Origin of the sequence: Janthinobacterium sp. PSPC1-1 (genome assembly GCF_049897625.1) — a bacterium.
Classification (GTDB): Bacteria; Pseudomonadota; Gammaproteobacteria; order Burkholderiales; family Burkholderiaceae_D; genus Janthinobacterium; species Janthinobacterium tructae.
On sequence record NZ_JAFCWP010000004.1, the window covers coordinates 370439 to 387019 of the forward strand.

Annotated in this window: 17 protein-coding genes; 9 read left to right on the forward strand and 8 right to left on the reverse strand. The window is 67.2% G+C overall.

Annotated elements, in window-relative coordinates:
• The first annotated feature begins 75 nt into the window (after window positions 1-75).
• From mdcA to mdcH, 9 genes are read left to right on the forward strand one after another with little or no spacing between them, the layout of a single operon-like run.
• Complete coding sequence (gene mdcA / locus ACP7EG_RS15475; RefSeq protein ID WP_426088302.1) at window positions 76-1752, forward strand: malonate decarboxylase subunit alpha; 1677 nt, start codon at window positions 76-78, stop codon at window positions 1750-1752.
• Between the two features lie 11 nt (window positions 1753-1763).
• Entirely contained in the window at window positions 1764-2639 is an 876-nt protein-coding gene (locus tag ACP7EG_RS15480; protein WP_426088505.1) for a triphosphoribosyl-dephospho-CoA synthase, read from the forward strand.
• On the forward strand, window positions 2626-2934 hold the full coding sequence (locus tag ACP7EG_RS15485) for a malonate decarboxylase subunit delta (protein ID WP_426088303.1): 309 nt from the start codon (window positions 2626-2628) through the stop codon (window positions 2932-2934). Before ACP7EG_RS15480 ends, ACP7EG_RS15485 begins: the two co-directional genes overlap by 14 nt.
• A complete protein-coding gene (locus ACP7EG_RS15490) occupies window positions 2931-3785 on the forward strand; it encodes a biotin-independent malonate decarboxylase subunit beta (protein WP_426088304.1) in 855 nt (284 codons plus the stop codon). Before ACP7EG_RS15485 ends, ACP7EG_RS15490 begins: the two co-directional genes overlap by 4 nt.
• Window positions 3782-4594, forward strand: coding sequence for a biotin-independent malonate decarboxylase subunit gamma (gene mdcE / locus ACP7EG_RS15495; protein ID WP_426088305.1), 813 nt, complete (start codon window positions 3782-3784; stop codon window positions 4592-4594). Before ACP7EG_RS15490 ends, mdcE begins: the two co-directional genes overlap by 4 nt.
• Before the next feature lie 54 nt (window positions 4595-4648).
• Window positions 4649-5062, forward strand: a complete 414-nt coding sequence (gene madL, locus ACP7EG_RS15500; protein WP_426088306.1) for a malonate transporter subunit MadL — start codon at window positions 4649-4651, stop codon at window positions 5060-5062.
• Window positions 5055-5819 (forward strand): malonate transporter subunit MadM, encoded by a 765-nt coding sequence (madM, locus tag ACP7EG_RS15505; protein ID WP_426088307.1) that lies wholly within the window; start codon window positions 5055-5057, stop codon window positions 5817-5819. Before madL ends, madM begins: the two co-directional genes overlap by 8 nt.
• Window positions 5819-6454, forward strand: a complete 636-nt coding sequence (locus ACP7EG_RS15510) for a malonate decarboxylase holo-ACP synthase (RefSeq protein ID WP_426088308.1) — start codon at window positions 5819-5821, stop codon at window positions 6452-6454. Before madM ends, ACP7EG_RS15510 begins: the two co-directional genes overlap by 1 nt.
• Window positions 6451-7389 carry a malonate decarboxylase subunit epsilon gene (gene mdcH, locus ACP7EG_RS15515; protein WP_426088309.1) on the forward strand — a complete coding sequence of 313 codons (939 nt, stop codon included), beginning with the start codon at window positions 6451-6453 and terminating at the stop codon, window positions 7387-7389. The genes ACP7EG_RS15510 and mdcH overlap by 4 nt, the downstream gene beginning before the upstream one ends.
• Here mdcH and ACP7EG_RS15520 read toward each other — a convergent pair.
• The 8 genes from ACP7EG_RS15520 to ACP7EG_RS15555 form a co-directional block, all read right to left on the reverse strand.
• On the reverse strand, window positions 7386-9689 hold the full coding sequence (locus ACP7EG_RS15520) for a TonB-dependent receptor (RefSeq protein ID WP_426088310.1): 2304 nt from the start codon (window positions 9687-9689) through the stop codon (window positions 7386-7388). The genes mdcH and ACP7EG_RS15520 overlap by 4 nt on opposite strands.
• 338 nt (window positions 9690-10027) lie before the next feature.
• Window positions 10028-11275, reverse strand: coding sequence for a PepSY-associated TM helix domain-containing protein (locus ACP7EG_RS15525; RefSeq protein ID WP_426088311.1), 1248 nt, complete (start codon window positions 11273-11275; stop codon window positions 10028-10030).
• An 84-nt stretch (window positions 11276-11359) separates the two neighbouring features.
• The gene (locus ACP7EG_RS15530) at window positions 11360-12067 is read right to left on the reverse strand and encodes a 4'-phosphopantetheinyl transferase family protein (protein ID WP_426088312.1); all 708 of its coding nucleotides are present in this window, start codon (window positions 12065-12067) and stop codon (window positions 11360-11362) included.
• Entirely contained in the window at window positions 12060-12686 is a 627-nt protein-coding gene (locus ACP7EG_RS15535) for an HAD-IB family hydrolase (protein WP_426088313.1), read from the reverse strand. The genes ACP7EG_RS15530 and ACP7EG_RS15535 overlap by 8 nt, the downstream gene beginning before the upstream one ends.
• Window positions 12683-13441: an SDR family NAD(P)-dependent oxidoreductase gene (locus ACP7EG_RS15540; protein WP_426088314.1), complete on the reverse strand. Its 759-nt coding sequence runs from the start codon at window positions 13439-13441 to the stop codon at window positions 12683-12685. Before ACP7EG_RS15540 ends, ACP7EG_RS15535 begins: the two co-directional genes overlap by 4 nt.
• Complete coding sequence (locus ACP7EG_RS15545) at window positions 13438-14730, reverse strand: FAD-binding oxidoreductase (RefSeq protein WP_426088315.1); 1293 nt, start codon at window positions 14728-14730, stop codon at window positions 13438-13440. The genes ACP7EG_RS15540 and ACP7EG_RS15545 overlap by 4 nt, the downstream gene beginning before the upstream one ends.
• Window positions 14727-15686 (reverse strand): lysylphosphatidylglycerol synthase transmembrane domain-containing protein, encoded by a 960-nt coding sequence (locus ACP7EG_RS15550; RefSeq protein WP_426088316.1) that lies wholly within the window; start codon window positions 15684-15686, stop codon window positions 14727-14729. Before ACP7EG_RS15550 ends, ACP7EG_RS15545 begins: the two co-directional genes overlap by 4 nt.
• On the reverse strand, window positions 15683-16564 hold the full coding sequence (locus tag ACP7EG_RS15555) for a decaprenyl-phosphate phosphoribosyltransferase (protein WP_426088317.1): 882 nt from the start codon (window positions 16562-16564) through the stop codon (window positions 15683-15685). Before ACP7EG_RS15555 ends, ACP7EG_RS15550 begins: the two co-directional genes overlap by 4 nt.
• Window positions 16565-16581 lie beyond the last annotated feature (17 nt).

Sequence of the window (16581 nt, forward strand, 5' to 3'; positions counted from 1 at the left end):
GAATATGGTAGCAGGTTGATTGTCGCGGTGACGCTTTCGTTCTATCGTCAGGGTTCGATAGCTCACTTCGGAGGCATGATGTCAACCGCCACAGCAGCGCCAGCGCAGCGGCAAAAACAATGGGACACGCGGCGCACCGAGAAGCGCCGCCGCCTGGAAGCCGTGCGCCAGTACGCGAACGGTCCCGTGCTGCAACAGGGCGACATGGTCGCCGTGCTCGAAGCCTTGCTCGCGCCGGGCGACCGCGTTGTTCTTGAAGGCAACAACCAGAAGCAGGCCGATTTCCTCGCCCGCATGCTGACCCAGGTCAATCCCGACAAGATCAACCATCTGCACCTGATCATGCCCAGCGTCAGCCTGCCCGAGCACCTGGACCTGTTCGAACGGGGCATCGCCCGCAAGCTCGATTTTTCCTTTGCCGGCACGCAAAGCCTGCGCATCGCCCAGTTCCTGCAGGATGGCTTGCTCGAAGTGGGCGCCATCCACACCTATATCGAGCTGTATGCGCGCCTGTTCGTCGACCTGACGCCCAACGTCGTCATGGTGGCCGGCTACATGGCCGACCGCCAGGGCAATCTGTACACGGGCCCCAGCACGGAAGACACACCCACTCTGGTGGAATCGGCCGCCTTCCGCGACGGCATCGTCATCGCCCAGGTGAACCAGATCGTCGACGACGTCAGCGACTTGCCCAGGGTGGATGTGCCCGGCTCGTGGGTCGATTTCGTGGTGCAGTCCGACAAGCCGTTCTTTATCGAGCCATTATTTACCCGCGACCCGCGCGTGATCAAGCCCGTGCACGTGCTGATGGCCATGATGGCGATCCGTGGCGTGTATGAAAAACACCAGGTGCAGTCGCTGAATCACGGCATCGGCTTCAATACGGCCGCCATCGAGCTGATTTTGCCCACGTATGGCGAGCAGCTGGGCTTGAAGGGCAAGATTTGCCGCAACTGGGTGCTCAATCCCCATCCCACCCTGATACCGGCCATCGAGACGGGCTGGGTCGAGAGCGTGCATTGCTTCGGCGCTGAATTGGGCATGGAAGGCTATGCGGCCGCGCGGCCCGACGTGTTTTTCACGGGCCGGGATGGCTCAATGCGCTCGAACCGCGCCCTGTGCCAGTTGGCGGGCCAGTACGCGGTCGATCTGTTCATCGGCGCCACCCTGCAGATGGATGGCCTGGGCAACTCGTCCACCGTGACGAATGGCCGCCTGGCAGGTTTTGGCGGCGCGCCCAACATGGGCCACGATCCGCATGGCCGGCGCCACCCGACGCCCGCCTGGTTGGATCTGATCGAGACGGACGACCCGCTGGCGCGCGGCAAGAAGCTGGTGGTGCAGATGGTCGAGACGTTCCAGGATGGCGGCCAGCCGACGATCGTTGAATCGCTCGATGCCGTAGCCGTGGGCCAGGCCAGCGGCATGCCGCTGGCGCCGGTGATGATTTATGGCGACGACGTTACCCACGTGCTGACGGAAGAGGGCATTGCCTATCTGTACAAGGCCCGTTCGCTCGACGAGCGTAAGGCCATGCTGGCGGCGGTGGCCGGCGTGACGCCCATCGGCCTGCGCCACGACCCGAAGACCACGGCGAAATTGCGCGCCGATGGCCTGATCGCGCTGCCCGAGGATATCGGTGTGCAGCGCGGCGCGGCCAGCCGCTCGCTGTTGGCGGCGAAAAGCATCGCCGACCTGGTCGAATGGTCCGACGGCCTGTATCAACCCCCCGCCAAATTCAGGAGCTGGTAATGACCACAATGATGACAATGACTATCGCGATGCCGGTGCGGGAACGCTCTGCCGCGCTGGCGCGGCAGGTGCTGCAGGCGCTGCTCGATGAAGTGACCTTGACGCCGAAACCGGGCCTGGTCGATTTGCGCGGCCGTGGCGCCCACGCGGACTTGAACTGGGCCTTGATGTGCCATTCGGCCTGTGTGCTGCAGCCCGTGTTTGCCGCCATGGCGCAAGCGGGTTTGGAAAGCGACGATGACGACGGCCTGCGCCAGCGCATCGGCGCCATCGGCCGCGATGGTGAAGCGCTGATGCTGGCGGCCACGGATGGCGTGAACACGCACCGGGGCGCCATCTGGGCACTGGGATTGCTGGTGACGGCGGCGGCGCAGCAGGGCGCGCGCGGCGCATCGCTGGCGCCGCAAGCCGTGGCGGCGCGGGCCGGTGCGCTGGCCCGCTTGACGGACCACGCTGCACCTGTCGCCACCGGTAACAAGGGCGAGCTGGCGTGCCGCCAGTATCGGGTCGATGGCGCACGGGGTCAGGCCCGCGCCGGTTTCCCTCTGGTGACGGGCGCCGGATTGCCGGCTTTGCACGCTTCGCGGGCGCGCGGCGACAACGAAACGACGGCGCGTCTGAATGCCTTGCTGGCGATTGTCAGCCAGCTGGATGACACCTGCGTGCTGTCGCGCGGCGGCGAGGCGGCCCTGCTGGCGCTGCAGGCAGGGGCGGCGCGGGTGCTGGCTGCCGGCGGCGCGGCCACGGCCGCCGGGTCGCAGGCGCTGCTGGCGCTGGAAGCGGTGGCGCTGGCGCGCGGCGTGTCGCCGGGCGGCGCGGCTGACCTGCTGGCGGCGACCCTGTTCCTGGATCGATTGACAGAAGGAGAAGCGCATGGAAACGCGTGACTATACATTCCCGGCCGGGCAGCCGGCATCGGGGCGGGCCCTGGCCGGCGTGGTCGGTTCGGGCGACCTGGAAGTGCTGCTGCAGCCGCACGACGCTGGCGTGATCCGCATCGTCGTCAACACCTCCGTCGACGGCAAGGGCGCCGTCTGGGATGCGCTCTTGCAGCGCGTATTCGGCGGCGAGCCGCTGCCGGCGGCGCGCATCGTCATCAACGACTGCGGCGCCACGCCGGGCGTGGTGCGCATGCGCATCGAGCAGGCTTACGAAGAATTGCAAGCGGGGAGGGCGGCATGAGCACATTACAAGAACTGCTGGAGCGCGACAGCTTCATCGAACGGGGAGCGCGCAGCCGGGCCAAGGCCTTGCTGGACGCGGGCAGCATGCGCGAATTGCTCGACCCGTTCTGCGGCATCGCTTCGCCCTGGTTGCCACGCCAGGGCGTCACGGCCCAGGCGGACGACGGCGTGGTGGTGGCCAAGGGCTTGTTCGACGGCCAGCCGGCCGTGGTGCTGGCCATCGAAGGCGCCTACCAGGGCGGCAGCATGGGCGAAGTGGGCGGCGCAAAGATCGCCGGCGCGCTGGAACTGGCGGCGCGCGACAACCGCCTGGGCGTGCCGACGCGCGCCGTGATCCTGTTCGAGACGGGCGGCGTGCGCCTGCAGGAAGCCAACCTGGGTCTGGCGGCGATTGCCGACATCCATGCGGCCATCGTCGACCTGCGCCGCTACCAGCCCGTGATCGGCATCACGGCCGGCACCGTCGGCTGCTACGGCGGCATGTCGATTGCGGCGGGCCTGTGCAGCTATCTGGTGGTCACGCGCGAAGCGCGGCTGGGTCTGAACGGCCCCGCCGTGATCGAGCAGGAGGCGGGCGTGGACGAATTCGACTCGCGCAACAAGCCGTTCATATGGAGCCTGACGGGCGGCGAGCAGCGCTTTCACAGCGGCCTGGCCGACGCCTATGTGGCAGACGACACGGCACAGATGCGCGCCACCGTGGCCGCATTGTTCGCACGCGGCGTGCCGCCGCAGCACCGCAGCGATCAGGCGCAAGGCTTCCTGGCCCGCCTGGCCGACATCGACGCGACCGTGCAAGCCACGCCGGACGCCGTCCGTTTGATTTACAGCAAAGGAGTCGCAGCATGAACGCCATCACCGATACCAGTCGCGGCGCCATCTGGCTGGCGGCCCTCACGAACAACGCCGCGCCGCTGGAAGGCTACCCCGCTTCCGTGCGCGTGGTGGACGCGCCGCTGGCGGGCGAAGCGGCGCGCTACCTGGCCGTGCTGCCCGATCCGGACAACCGTTTTACACGCGCCCGCACTGGTGAAATCGGCCTGATCGAGGCGTGGCAGCTGGCGCGCGCTGTGCAGCAGGTGGTTCATGAAGACCACGCGCTGGCCGTGAAGCGGCCCATCGTCGCCGTCATCGACGTGGCCAGCCAGGCATATGGCCGGCGCGAAGAGGCGTATGGCATCCACCAGGCGCTGGCCGGCGCGGCGGGGGCGTATGCCGAGGCGCGCCTGGCCGGCCATCCCGTGATCGGCCTGATCGTCGGCAAGGCCATGTCAGGCGCTTTTCTTGCCCACGGCTACCAGGCCAACCGCCTGATCGCCCTGGACGATCCGCACGTGATGGTGCATGCCATGGGCAAGGCGTCGGCGGCGCGTATCACCTTGCGCACGGTGACGGCACTGGAAGCGCTGGCCGAGACCATCGCGCCGATGGCCTACGACATCCGCAACTACGCCACCCTGGGGCTGCTGTGGCAAACCTTGCAGGTGGCGCAGGCGGATGCGCCATCAAGCGGGGATGTGGCGCAGGTGCGCGCCAGCCTGCAGGCGGCCCTCAGCGATATCCGCGCCGACCCGCTGACGGACCTCTCCAGCCGCCTGGGCGCGCCGCACCGCCAGGCGTCGGCAAAAGTCAGGGAGGTGCTGGGGCAGCAGTGGTAGGTGAAACAACAGAGAAGACATCAAGTCATTCCTATTCCTATAACGGAGACAATCATGATCATTTACGGAACCGCACTGCTGGCCTTATGCCATTTGCTCGGCATCTTCCTGGGCGACCTGCTCGGGCAGTTGATGGGCGTCAAGACGAATGTGGGCGGCGTGGGCATCGCCATGCTGCTATTGATCTGCGCCCGGCTCTACATGCAGCGGCGCGCATGGCTGCCGCAGATGACGGAGCGGGGCGTCGAATACTGGGGCGCCATGTATATTCCCGTGGTGGTGGCGATGGCGGCGCAGCAGGATGTAGTGGCGGCGCTGCGTGGCGGCCCGGTGGCCGTGCTGGCCGCCATCGGTTCCGTCGTCGTTTGCGGCGCCGTGATTTCTCTGATTAACAGGATGGAAAGCCCGGCCGCCATCGCTGCTGCCGAAGCCGAGTCGATTCTGATCAAGGAGCACCGTCATGCTTGAAATCTTTGAAAAAGCCGCCATCCACAATGGCCTGGTGACGGCATTCGCCTTTGTCGGCCTGATCATGCTGGTATCGGTGGCGCTGTCGAAGTATCTGACCCTGGGCCGCGTGCATGGCTCTGCCATTGCCATCGTGATCGGCCTGGGCCTCGCTTACTGGGGCGGCGTGCATAGCGGCGGCCACAAGGGACTGGCCGATTTGTCGCTGTTTGGCGGCATCGGCCTGATGGGCGGCGCCATGCTGCGCGACTTTGCCATCGTCGCCACCGCCTTCGAGGTGCAGGCGACGGAGGCGCGCAAGGCTGGCTTGATCGGCGTCGTGGCGCTGATGCTGGGCGTGGTGCTGCCCTTCGTCGTGGGCGCCGGTGTCGCTTATGCCTTTGGCTACTCGGATGCCGTCAGCATGACCACCATCGGCGCCGGCGCCGTCACGTACATCGTCGGCCCTGTCACTGGTGCGGCCATCGGCGCCAGCTCGGATGTCATGGCGCTGAGCATCGCGGCGGGCCTCATTAAGGCCATCCTGGTGATGGTGGGCACGCCCGCTGCAGCGCGCTTCCTGCGCTTGAAAACGCCGCGCTCGGCGATGGTCTTCGGCGGCCTGGCCGGCACCGTCAGCGGCGTATCGGCCGGCCTGGCGGCTACCGACCGCAAGCTGGTGCCGTATGGCGCGTTGGTGGCCACGTTTCACACGGGCCTGGGCTGTTTGCTGGGACCATCGTTGCTGTTCTTTGCCGTCAAGGCGGTGGTGGCCTGATGGAAGCCTGGCGCGCACATGATTTGCTGTGGATCTCCGGCCTGCCGGACGGTATGTCCTTGCCCGCCTGGCTAGACGCTGTCTGGCTGCGGGCGGCGCCGCTGGTGGTGCGGCGCGCCAGCTGCACGCCCGGACGTATCCCCGTGGGCGTGCGCGGCCTGCTGCGCAGGGAGCGGCACGCATGCGAAGTGGACGCCGCCGCCGTGCTGCACCGGGTGACGCCGGAAATGCTGGCGCGGCTGGCGCGGCTGGCGCGGCTGGCGCACGCGCCGCTGCCAGGTTTTTCCTGCGCGGCGCTCGATGCGCTGCGGCAGGTGGCACCGCTGCTCGACGCCACGGGCTGGGACTGGGGCCCGACGGGCGGCGTGGGTTTTGCGCTGGCCAGCGGTTTGCCCGTGCTGCGCGCCGACAGCGACCTCGATCTCGTACTGCGCATCGCCGCGCCACCGGACGCCGCGCAGGCCGAGGCGCTGCGCGCCATCGCGGCGAGTGTCACGGCGTGCCGGCTGGACCTGCAGATCGACACGGGCCTTGGCGGCTTTGCGTATGCCGAATGGGCAGCGGGGCGTGCGAAGATTCTGCTCAAGACGGATCATGGCCCAGTGTTGACGGCCACGCCATGGGAGCTTGCATGAGCGTGTTATTTACCTTTCCCGGCCAGGGCGCCCAGACTCCGGGCATGCTGCATGCACTGCCGGACGATACGGCTGTGCGGGCGGCCTTGGACGAAGCGGCGGGCGTGCTGGGCCGCGATCCGCTGGCGCTGGACACGGCCGCCGCGCTGGCCTCGACTGGGGCCGTGCAACTGTGTCTGCTGATCGCAGGCGTGGCGATGGCGCGTTCGCTGGCCGCGCGCGGCGCGCTACCGGACATGGTGGCCGGCTTTTCCATCGGCGAGTATGCAGCGGCGGTGGTGGCTGGCGCGCTAGATTTCACCGATGCCCTGCGCCTGGTGGCGCGGCGCGGGCAGCTGATGGAACAGGCCTATCCCACCGGTTACGGCATGGCGGCCATCATCGGGCTTGATCTGGCACAACTCGAATCGCTGCTGGCCCAGGTGCATGGCGCGGCCACGCCCGTGTATGTCGCCAACCTGAATGCGCCGCGCCAGATCGCCATTGCCGGCAGCGAGCCCGCCCTGCAAGCCGTGATGGCGCTGGCCCTGGCGCACGGCGCCAGCAAGGCCAAGCGCCTGGCTGTCAGCGTGCCGTCGCATTGCCCGCTGCTGGACGCCGCCGCGCTGGACTTGCGCGCCGCCTTCGACGGCGTGACCGTGCGCCGGCCGTCGCTCGTCTACCTGAGCAGCAGCGCGGCGCGCGCGCTGTTCGATGCTGCCCGCATCCGCGACAGTCTGGCCGCCAACATGGCGCAGCGCGTGCAATGGACCGCTACCGCGCGCCTGGCGTGGGAGCGGGGCGCCCGCCTGGCAGTGGAAATGCCGCCCGGCAGCGTCCTGACGCGTTTGACGGCGCCTGACTTCACCGATGGCGTGGCCGTCTGCTGCGATGGTAACCGGGGCGACAGCTTGCTGGCGCTGGTGGAACGGGAGCGCGGTGGCGCCGCGCCTTAAAGCCTGGCGCTCAATCCAATCTGGAAGCCACGGCCCGGCAAGGGCGCGATGTATTTCAGTGGAGAATTGTGTGGCCTGGCATCGTCATCGAGCAGGTTGGTGCCGCTAATAAATACATCGATGCCTGCAAACGGCGAATTTGGCACCTGCAGTGTGCGGCTCACCTGGAAATTCACCATGGTGTAGCCGTCGAGCGGCACTTCTTCGCTGACACTTTTGCCCAGATACTTCTGCTTGTCGTACCAGGTGCTCGACACCCTGGCCTTCCACCCCTGGTTTTCCCACAGCACATTCGCGCCGTAGCGGTTGGTGGGCATGTTGGGCAGGTAGACGCCGTCGTTGTGCGCGCGCAGCTTGTCAGGATGGTCCGCCTTGTTCTTGACCAGGTCGGCAAATGCGGAGAGATTCAGCTTGCCATAGTTGCCCAGCTGAACGACCTGGGAAGCGTCGATCTCGAATCCCTTGACCGTCGTATCGGTCTGCTTCCAATATTTTAATGGCAGGCGATTGGCCATCTGGGCTCCAGAATGGCCAAGGTACAGATAGTTCTCGTACTGCATGACGTAGCCGGTTGCGGACAGGTTGAAGCCGCGATTGCCGAACAGGGCGGTGAGTTCGGTATTCCTGGCACGCTCGGCCTTCAGGTTCTGGTTGCCTTCTTCCTGGGTCATGATCGAATAGTGGCGGTTGCTCGCATACAACTCATTGACGTCGGGCGCTCTTTCCGAGGAGGCATAGCGCAGCTTCGCACCGAAAAGCTGGCCAAGTTTGGCCGAGGCCCCCAGGCTATAGCTGTTCAGGCTGAACGACTTGTCCTCGAGTTTGGCGTTGCTCGCATTTCTCGACGTCTTGAAGCCGCTCTTGCGGATGTCGTGATCCACTTTTTCATGGCGAAAGCCCGCATCGAAGGTGGCCCAGTCGACGTCGAGGCTCTCCTTGATGAACAGCGCACGGCTGAGCGTGCTGGCATCGGGAAGGTACAGCTGCGAGCCGCTGCCGGCGATATCCCTGGCTTTATGGCTGAGGCCAAGCAAGCCGCTCAATGGACCGGCGCGCCGGTGCGCCAGCAGGAGCTCGGCCTGATTGGTGTTGAACTGGTAGTCATTCGCCTTCGCCGCACCGAGGCGTTCTCCCGACGCATTGTTCAGGCGAGACACGCGCAGTTGCGCGCTTTCAAGATAGGCAAGGGGATCGCGCAGATGGGCTTCCAGCGCATATTTATCCTGCTGTATCACCACGCCGACGGGCAGTCCCTCGGCATAATTCGCCCCGAAAGACTTGTTCTCCATGGAGAAGCCCGGTACGCCATACTCGCTATTCTTGGTATCGAGGCTGACGGCCACGTAGCCACGATCGAAAAAGTAGGTGCTGCCGACGGCAAAGTGGGAATTGCTGGCATAGCTGTTGCCCAGAGTGCCGTGATAATCGGGGGTGACGTCCTTGTTGATCTTGTTCTGGGTCGTCGACGGCGTACCGGGCACGTATGCGGGGTTGGCCGGATTGACGTAGGTCTTGCGCTGCCAGACGGAGGTCGGATTATTGGTGTAGAAGGAAAAATCGCCGTCCGCCCAGTCCGGATTTTCCGTCATGAACTGGTCGATAAACGGTTGCGACGCCTTGTTGTAGACCTGCTGGATTCTCGCTTCTTTCTGGCAACTGTCGGCCAGAAAGGTATTCACGCCGCCCCTCGAAGGGAACAGCTGGCTGTTGCATACGCCGGCCTTGCTGTTGCCCGGAATAGTGTAATGCCCGATCTTCTGGAATGACATCTGCAGATTGGTCGAGACGTGTTTTCCATCGTTGAAATTCAGGCGCAAGCCTTGCGCATTGGCATCGTTGAAACCCTTGCGCAGGACCAGTTCCAGGTCTTTCGGCTTGTCCTCCATCTTCCTGGAAATGAGGCCGGAATCGACGTCGACGCTGCCGCCGATGGCATTGCCGCCGAAGCGCACGCTATCGGACGATTTGTTCACGCTGACGCTGCGCGCAAACAGCGGATCGAACGGGATATTGATGTCGCCGCTGAGCGCATTCATGCCGAGGATGGACTGGCCATCTTCCAGGATCTGCACGCGGCTGCCGCTCAGGCTGCGTATCACCGGTGCGCCGGCATTCGGCCCGAAGGCGCTGCTTTGCACGCCCGAGACATGCTCGAGCATGCCGCCCAGCGTCCTGTTCTGGGCTTGCGTATTTTCAACGACAACGACGCTGTCGATGCCCGACGGCCTGTCTGCGCGGATGTTGATGGTCTGCAGGGTGATGTCGTCTGCCGCGTAAGCGAGCGGGGTAGTGGACAGCATGGCAGCTGCGAATACGTGATGGCGCATGGGACTCTCTAAAAAGGCGGAATGGGGTGCTGGCGCCGGATGCAGGCGCAGCGGAATGCGTAGATGCAATCGAGTTGCAATAATAGCTTGCGTGGAATTCTAATGCAAGTAAACTGCATTTGAGGATATTGGCCGGGTGGCGTACGGAAAGCGCGCAGCGCAGACAGCCGGCATGTGCCGGCTACCGGGTAGCAAAGTGCGGAGATGGGATGGCCGCTACACGTCAGGCGTTGCGTTATGCATTGCGCGTGTGCGGCGCAGGCTGAATGAATCCGCCTGCGCTGTTATGGAATCGCTGCTTCAGGTGAAGTTCAATGGCTTCTCGCCTGCAGCCGGCGCGCGCGGCGTTTGCGCTCCCAGATGACGATGCCCGTCACCGATAGCATGGCGACCATGAGGCCCATGAAGGACATCAAAATGCGTCCCGGCAAGCCGAGGATGCGGCCCGAGTGCAGGGGGAATTGCAGTTGCACGAAGACGTCGGCGGCCGTGCCTTCCCATGGCTTGTGCTGGCCGATGATGCCGCCGTCCATGCCATCGACGTACAGGTTCGACAGGCCCATGCCGGCCGTGCCGAATTCGTCGGCCGGGTCGAAGAAGGAGACGTTGTAGAACGAATAATTGCCGCCATAATAAATGCCGCCGATAGGCGCCGTGATGCCGCGCTGCACGGCTTGCTTTTTGGCAATATCCACGGCCTGTTCGAAGCCGATCACGGGCGTGATATACGTGCCGTAGGGCGCTGGCGTCTGCGTTTCGTACGGACCCGGCGTGGTGGTGGAAACGAGCGACATGACGGGATAAAACACTTCGCGGTACAGGTTCAGCGAGAACGAGGTGAACGCGACGACGATGATAATGAGCCACACCCACAGGCCGCCCGCGCGGTGCAAATCGAAATTGAGCTTGTAGCCGCCCGCCGCCCAGCGCACCACCCACGACGGTTTCCAGCGCTGCCACCAGCTGGCGGCGTCGCGGTGGCGCGGCGCCTCGTCCTGCGCGCGTGGGCGCAAACGGCGTGGCGTGGTCAGGTAAAACGCCACCATGCTGTCGAGCAGCCAGATCAGGGCGACGCTCCCCATCAGCCAGTAGCCCCAGCGGTCCGTACCCCAGAAGGCGGGCACGTGCAGGCTGTAGTGCAGGTGGCGCAAGAACGGCATCAGGCTGCGGCGCGACAGGGAAATAGCCGTCGAATCGCGCGTGCCCGTGATCTGCGCCGTGACGGGGTCGATGTACACGGTGTTGTAGTCGAGCACGAACGGTTTGTTCGTGGCCGGATCGGTCAGGGGGCGCACCATGAAGGTGGCCGCATGGCCTTCTTCCAGGCCCAGGGTCATGTAATTGACTGCCACGCGCGGGTCGGCGGCGGCGACCTTTTGCGCCAGCGCAAATGGTTGCTGCAGGGGGCCGCGGCCCGGCGTGTTCATGATGTCGGCGTTGAGCCATTCATCGAGTTCATGGTCCCACGACGTGACGGCGCCCGTGAGGCCTGCAACGATGAGGAAGAGGGCGATGGTCAGGCCAGCCCAGCGGTGTATGACAGTCCAGAAAGCGCGCATGCGTAAGACAACCCTGCAAAACTTGTTGAGAAATCCGCATGGCTACAAATGCGAAGCATTCTCATTATCGAGCGTGGCGGGAGTTTACGCAAGCGCTTGTCCAGGCGGCAACAGCGCGGCGGGCCAGGCCTGGAAGCGCAGCCACACGGGCCTGGCGCCCCGTCCTGCCACGCACAGGGTCGCTGCGTAGCCGTCGGCCGGATACAGCGGGTAGACCCAGGCGGTGCAGCGGGGATCGCCTGCATCGATGACGGGCGCCGGGCCGGGCGACGCGCCGAACGTCAGCTGCGCGGGGTCCGTGTGCAAGCCCGTGCCCAGCAGCTTGCAATACGCTTCCTTGTGCGTCCACAACTGCAGAAAGCGGGACTGTGCCTGCGCCTGCGGGAGGGCCGCCAGGGCTGCGCGCTCGGCCGGATGGCAGACCAGCGGCGCCAGCGCCACCCCGTTGAAACCGTCGCGCCGCTGCTCCAGGTCAATGCCCACGGCCACCTCGGAGACGGCCACCAGCGCCAAGGTGCCGCTGTGGCTGAGGTTGAAATGCAGTCCTCCATGCGCCAGTACGGGCTTGCCCAGCGGCCCTTCGGACAGCGCCAGCGCGGCCGGTGCCTGGCCCGTCTGCAGCGCCAGGATGTGGCGCAGGGCGGCGCGTCCGCGCCGGTAGCCGCGCTGCAGGGCGTCGCCCCGGCAGCGGGACGCACGCGCCTGTTCCTGTGCGCTCAGGCAGGGCGCCAGGGCATCGAGCGCGGGGTCGTCCAGGTCGACCAGCCACAGGAAGACGGCCGGCTCACGCATGCCGGCCTCGCGCCTGGGCTTCGAAGCGCGCGCCGCGCCACAAAAAGGCGTGGCGCGCCAGGGCCAGCATGGGCAGGTCGGCGCGGCTGTCGCCATACGCGTAGCCGATGGCGTGCGGCGAGTGGGCCAGCCAGCGGGCGATGCGGCGCACCTTTTCCTGGCCGTGGCAGTTGGCGCCCGCCAGCGGCGAAGCGATGCAGGCGCGGAAACCGTGGCGCCGCGCCCACGGCTGCAGATACAGCTCGGGCGAGGCGCTGACGAGCACGCAAGCGTGACCCTGCGCCTGGTGCCAGCGCAGGCGTTCCATGCCTTGCGGGCGCAGCAGGGCGTCCAGCGGCGCGCCCGCATACGCGTCGGCCAGCCGCGCCAGCGCACCAGCGTCGATGTGGCCCAGGCAGCACGCCAGCAAGCTGCGCTTGGCCACGTCGTTGCGCAACAGGCCGCAGGCATACGCCAGCAGCACGGGCGACAGGCGCAGCAGCTGCGCCGCCAGGCGCGGCGTGCCGCTGGCATGGCGCAGGAAGGGCAGCAGCGAGTCGCGCCGGCTCAGGGTGCCGTCAAAATCGAACAGGACGGCCAGCGGCAGGTTGCCGCTGACGTCTGGACGGGCCGCGCTCACAGGCGCGTGCGGTGGAAGACCGCGTCGGGCGTCAGGCGGATGGCCAGCATGATGTAGCGCCAGAAGCCGGGCAGGTAGGCTTGCGCCTGGCCGCGCCGCATGGCCGACACAATGCCGGCTGCCACCGTGTCGGCGCTGGCCCACAGGGGGCCGCCCTTGTCCATGCCCGCCGTCATGGGGGTGTCGACGAAGCCGGGCTTGATGGTCAGCACGGCCACGCCATGCGGCGCCAGACGGTGGCGCAGTCCCTGCAGGTAGATGGCCAGGGCGCCCTTGGCCGTGCCGTATATGTAGTTGCTTTGCCGTCCACGGTCGCCCGCCACCGAGCCGATGGCCGCCAGCACGCCCTGGCCGCGCGGCTGCAGCAAGTTCGCTGCCAGCGCCAGGATGGCCATGGCGCTGCCGCCATTCGTGGTCCATTGCGCCAGCATCAGCGGCACCGAGTCGGCGCAGGCCTGTTGGTCGGGCAGGCAGCCGTGGGCTACCAGCACGGCATCGATGCCGCCCAGCGCCACGTCGGCGCGCGCCAGCAGGCCCGCGTGCAGCTCATAGTCGTCGAGGTCGGCGCATTCGCCGCCGATATAGGCTCCCCCGGCGCCGGCGCGCACGCGCAGGTCCTGCAGCAGGGTGTCGAGCCTGGCGCCGTTGCGGGCGATGCAGTGGACGCTGGCGCCGGCGGCGACGAGGCGGCGCGCCGTGGCGTGCGCGATGGCGGAGGTGGCGCCGAAGATGACGGTGCGTTGCAATGATCTCATGGGTTGACTCTTCTCCAGAAGCTTGATGAAAATCGGGGATCGATGAAGGCGCTGAACGCTTCCCAGGCGGGAAAGCCGGCGCGGAACAGGCTGGCGGGCATGCGCGCATCCTTGGCCGGGTACAGGGCGCCGCCCGCCTGGGCGACGATGGCGTCGAGGTTGGTGAACAGGCGCAGGCTGGCGGCGCCCCGGTTGGGAAAGTCCAGCGCCAGGGTGGCGCCAGGCCGTGCGAAGGACAGCATGCCGGGCGCAGGCTGCGTGCCGAAGGTCTTCAGCACGGCCAGGAAGGAGCCCTGGCCGCTGGCTGCGATGAGCGCGAGGATGGCGGCGATGCCGTCGCGGCAGCTGGCCGGCGGCAGTACGCACTGGTACTGGAAAAAGCCGCGCCGGCCGTAGATGCGGTTCCAGTCGCGCACGCCGTCGAGCGGATAGAAAAAACCGCCATGGTGGCGCAGCGCCGGCGCTTCCGGCAGGGGGCGGCGGTAATACAGCGCGTTGAAGGCGCGCAGGCTCAGGCAGTTCACCAGCGAGACAGGCGGCATGAAGGGCATGTGGCGGCGCGCAGCGCGGTGAGCGGGCAGGTCCGGCTGCGGCGGCGCATGGCAGGCGCTGCTGAAAATGCCGCGCGGCTGGCGCGCCAGGCAGTCGATCCACGCCACCGTGTAGGGCGCGGCGCGCCCGGCCGCCGCGTTCAGCTCCCAGAAGCTGTCCAGGCCCGCAAAGCGCCGTTCGGTGACGAGCATGAAGGGGTTGGGCACGGGCATGAGTTGCAGCTCGGCCCAGACGATGCAGCCCGTCAGTCCCAGCCCGCCCACGGTGGCGGCAAACCACTGCGGCAGCTGCTGCGGCCCGCACAGCAGGCGGCTGCCGTCCGAGCGCAGCAGCTCGAAGGCGCGCACGTGGTGGCCGAAGCTGCCCGCCACGTGGTGGTTCTTGCCATGCACGTCATTGGCGATGGCGCCGCCCACCGTCACGTGGCGTGTGCCCGGCGTGACGGGCAGGAACCAGCCTTGCGGCAGGGCCAGCGCCACGATGTCGCCCAGCAGCACGCCCGCTTCGCAGCGCAGCACGCCGCTGGCGCGGTCGAAGGCGATGAAGCGGTCCAGGCCCCGCGTCAGCAGCACGGTGCCGCCGTCGTTCAGGCAGCTGTCGCCATAGCTGCGGCCATTGCCGTGCGCTAGCAGGCTGCCGTCCGGCGTGGGCAGGGCCGCGTCGCGCGCCTGCAGGGCAAGCTGGCGCACATGTGCTGCCTGCGGCAGGCCGTTCCATGAACGCACGGGCGCGTTCATGACGGCTGTACCTGGGCGGCGCGGCTGGTGGACAGGGCGGCTACGCCCAGTGCCACGGCAAACCACAGGGTCGTCAGGCGGATCAGGATGGTGGCGGCCACGGCCTGTGCCGGCGTCATGTCCTGCCACAGCAGCAGGCTGACCATGGCCGCTTCCATGCCGCCCAGGCCGCCCGGCAGGAAACTCAGGGCGCCGGCCAGCATGGCGCTGGCAAAGGCCAGGCAGGCGAAGGACAGGCTGGCGCCGGCGTCCAGCCACTGCAGCAGGCAGTAGAAGGCCAGCGCCTCCGCCGCCCAGGCCGCCAGGGCCAGGGCGAAGGCCGCGGCCAGCAGCGGCGGCGCGTGACAAGCCTGGGCCTGGCGCAGCAGCTGGGCCAGGTGGCCGGCCAGCGTGCGCCCGCGCGCCCCCGGGCGTGCCGCGCTCCAGGCGGCCAGCCAGCGGGCGGGCGCGGCGCGCGTCAGCAGCCACACGCAGGCCAGCGCGGCGGCGCCGGCGGCAGCCACCAGCGGCAGCAGGGAGGGATACTGGCTCAGGCCGAACAGGGCCAGGCAGATGATGGCCAGCAAGTCCGACACGCGCTCGCTGAGCAGCGCCGCCAGGCTGTGCGCATGCGGCACGCCCAGGCGGGCGAGCAGCACGCTGCGCAGCGCTTCGCCCGTTTTGCCCGGCGTCACCGTCAGAGCAAAGCCGGCCAGGTAGATGCGCGCGCTGGCGCGCCACGGCACGGCGTGGCCCATGGCGTGCAGGTAGAGCTGCCAACGGCAGAAGCGCAGGCCGTAATTGAGCAGCGACAGGGCCAGCATCAACGCCGCGCCGCCCGCGCCCACGTGCGCGGCAGCGCTGCCCAGCGCGGGCAGGCCGCCCCACAGCGAAAATGCCAGGTAGCCGGCGGCGGCCATGGCGATGGAAAGCAGGAAGGCGCGGTAGCGCCATCCCGACAGCAGGGCGCCGCTCATGGCAGCACCCCGATGGTAACGGCCAGCCAGCCAGCCACGGTCAGCAGCAGGTGGCGGTCCGTCAGCAGGTCGTGCGCGGTATCGTTGCCCTGCGCGCGCAGGTGCAACAGAAACAGGTAGCGAAAGATGCCATACACGACGAACGGCACCGTGTAGATCAGGTTGGCCGTGCCGTGCGTGGCGATGGTGTCGCGGCTGACCGTGTACAGGCTGTAGCTGAGCACGGTGCATGCGGCGCTGACGGCGATGAACTGGCCCAGCATCACGCCGCTGTAGTCGTCCAGCACGCGCCGCGCGCAGGCACCGCCCGGCTCCGCGCGCGGCCCGGCGGCTGCCAGCTGCATCAGCTCCGCATGCCGCTTGGCGAAGCCGAGGAACAGCGTCACCATCAGGCCGCACAACAGCAGCCATTGCGACGGCGCGATGCCGATGCCCACGGTGCCGGCCAGGATGCGCAGCATGAAGCCGGCCGAGATGATGAAGACGTCGAGTATCACCACGTGCTTCAGGTACAGCGAATAGGCCACGTTCAGGGCCAGGTAGGTCAGCAGCAGGAGCGGCACGGCCAGACCCACGGCCGCGCCCAGCGCCAGCGCGGTGCCCGCCAGCAGCAGGCAGGCGCACCAGGCCAGGGGCGTCTTGATTTCGCCGCTGGCGATGGGGCGCCGGCATTTCTGCGGATGCTGGCGGTCTGCCTCGGCGTCGAACAGGTCGTTGAGCACGTACACGGCGCTGGCCATGGCGCAGAAGGCCAGGAAGGCCAGCGCCGCGTGCGCGGCCGTGGCGGCATCGCGCTGCGTGGCAAAGAGCAGCCCCAGCAGCACGAAGCCGTTCTTGATGTACTGGTGCGGCCGCAGCAGCCGGATCAGCGCGCGCATGGGGCGCTCCCGGTGGC

Excerpts from the sequence above, each read along its gene's own strand:
- ACP7EG_RS15480 (WP_426088505.1), top strand. The coding sequence starts at position 1,764 with ATGACAATGACTATCGCGATGCCGGTGCGGGAACGCTCTGCCGCGCTG.
- madM (WP_426088307.1), top strand. The coding sequence starts at position 5,055 with ATGCTTGAAATCTTTGAAAAAGCCGCCATCCACAATGGCCTGGTGACG.
- ACP7EG_RS15540 (WP_426088314.1), bottom strand. The coding sequence starts at position 13,441 with ATGAGATCATTGCAACGCACCGTCATCTTCGGCGCCACCTCCGCCATC.
- madL (WP_426088306.1), top strand. The coding sequence starts at position 4,649 with ATGATCATTTACGGAACCGCACTGCTGGCCTTATGCCATTTGCTCGGC.
- ACP7EG_RS15530 (WP_426088312.1), bottom strand. The coding sequence starts at position 12,067 with ATGCGTGAGCCGGCCGTCTTCCTGTGGCTGGTCGACCTGGACGACCCC.
- ACP7EG_RS15490 (WP_426088304.1), top strand. The coding sequence starts at position 2,931 with ATGAGCACATTACAAGAACTGCTGGAGCGCGACAGCTTCATCGAACGG.
- ACP7EG_RS15525 (WP_426088311.1), bottom strand. The coding sequence starts at position 11,275 with ATGCGCGCTTTCTGGACTGTCATACACCGCTGGGCTGGCCTGACCATC.
- ACP7EG_RS15510 (WP_426088308.1), top strand. The coding sequence starts at position 5,819 with ATGGAAGCCTGGCGCGCACATGATTTGCTGTGGATCTCCGGCCTGCCG.
- mdcH (WP_426088309.1), top strand. The coding sequence starts at position 6,451 with ATGAGCGTGTTATTTACCTTTCCCGGCCAGGGCGCCCAGACTCCGGGC.
- ACP7EG_RS15545 (WP_426088315.1), bottom strand. The coding sequence starts at position 14,730 with ATGAACGCGCCCGTGCGTTCATGGAACGGCCTGCCGCAGGCAGCACAT.
- ACP7EG_RS15550 (WP_426088316.1), bottom strand. The coding sequence starts at position 15,686 with ATGAGCGGCGCCCTGCTGTCGGGATGGCGCTACCGCGCCTTCCTGCTT.
- ACP7EG_RS15555 (WP_426088317.1), bottom strand. The coding sequence starts at position 16,564 with ATGCGCGCGCTGATCCGGCTGCTGCGGCCGCACCAGTACATCAAGAAC.
- mdcE (WP_426088305.1), top strand. The coding sequence starts at position 3,782 with ATGAACGCCATCACCGATACCAGTCGCGGCGCCATCTGGCTGGCGGCC.
- ACP7EG_RS15520 (WP_426088310.1), bottom strand. The coding sequence starts at position 9,689 with ATGCTGTCCACTACCCCGCTCGCTTACGCGGCAGACGACATCACCCTG.
- ACP7EG_RS15485 (WP_426088303.1), top strand. The coding sequence starts at position 2,626 with ATGGAAACGCGTGACTATACATTCCCGGCCGGGCAGCCGGCATCGGGG.
- mdcA (WP_426088302.1), top strand. The coding sequence starts at position 76 with ATGATGTCAACCGCCACAGCAGCGCCAGCGCAGCGGCAAAAACAATGG.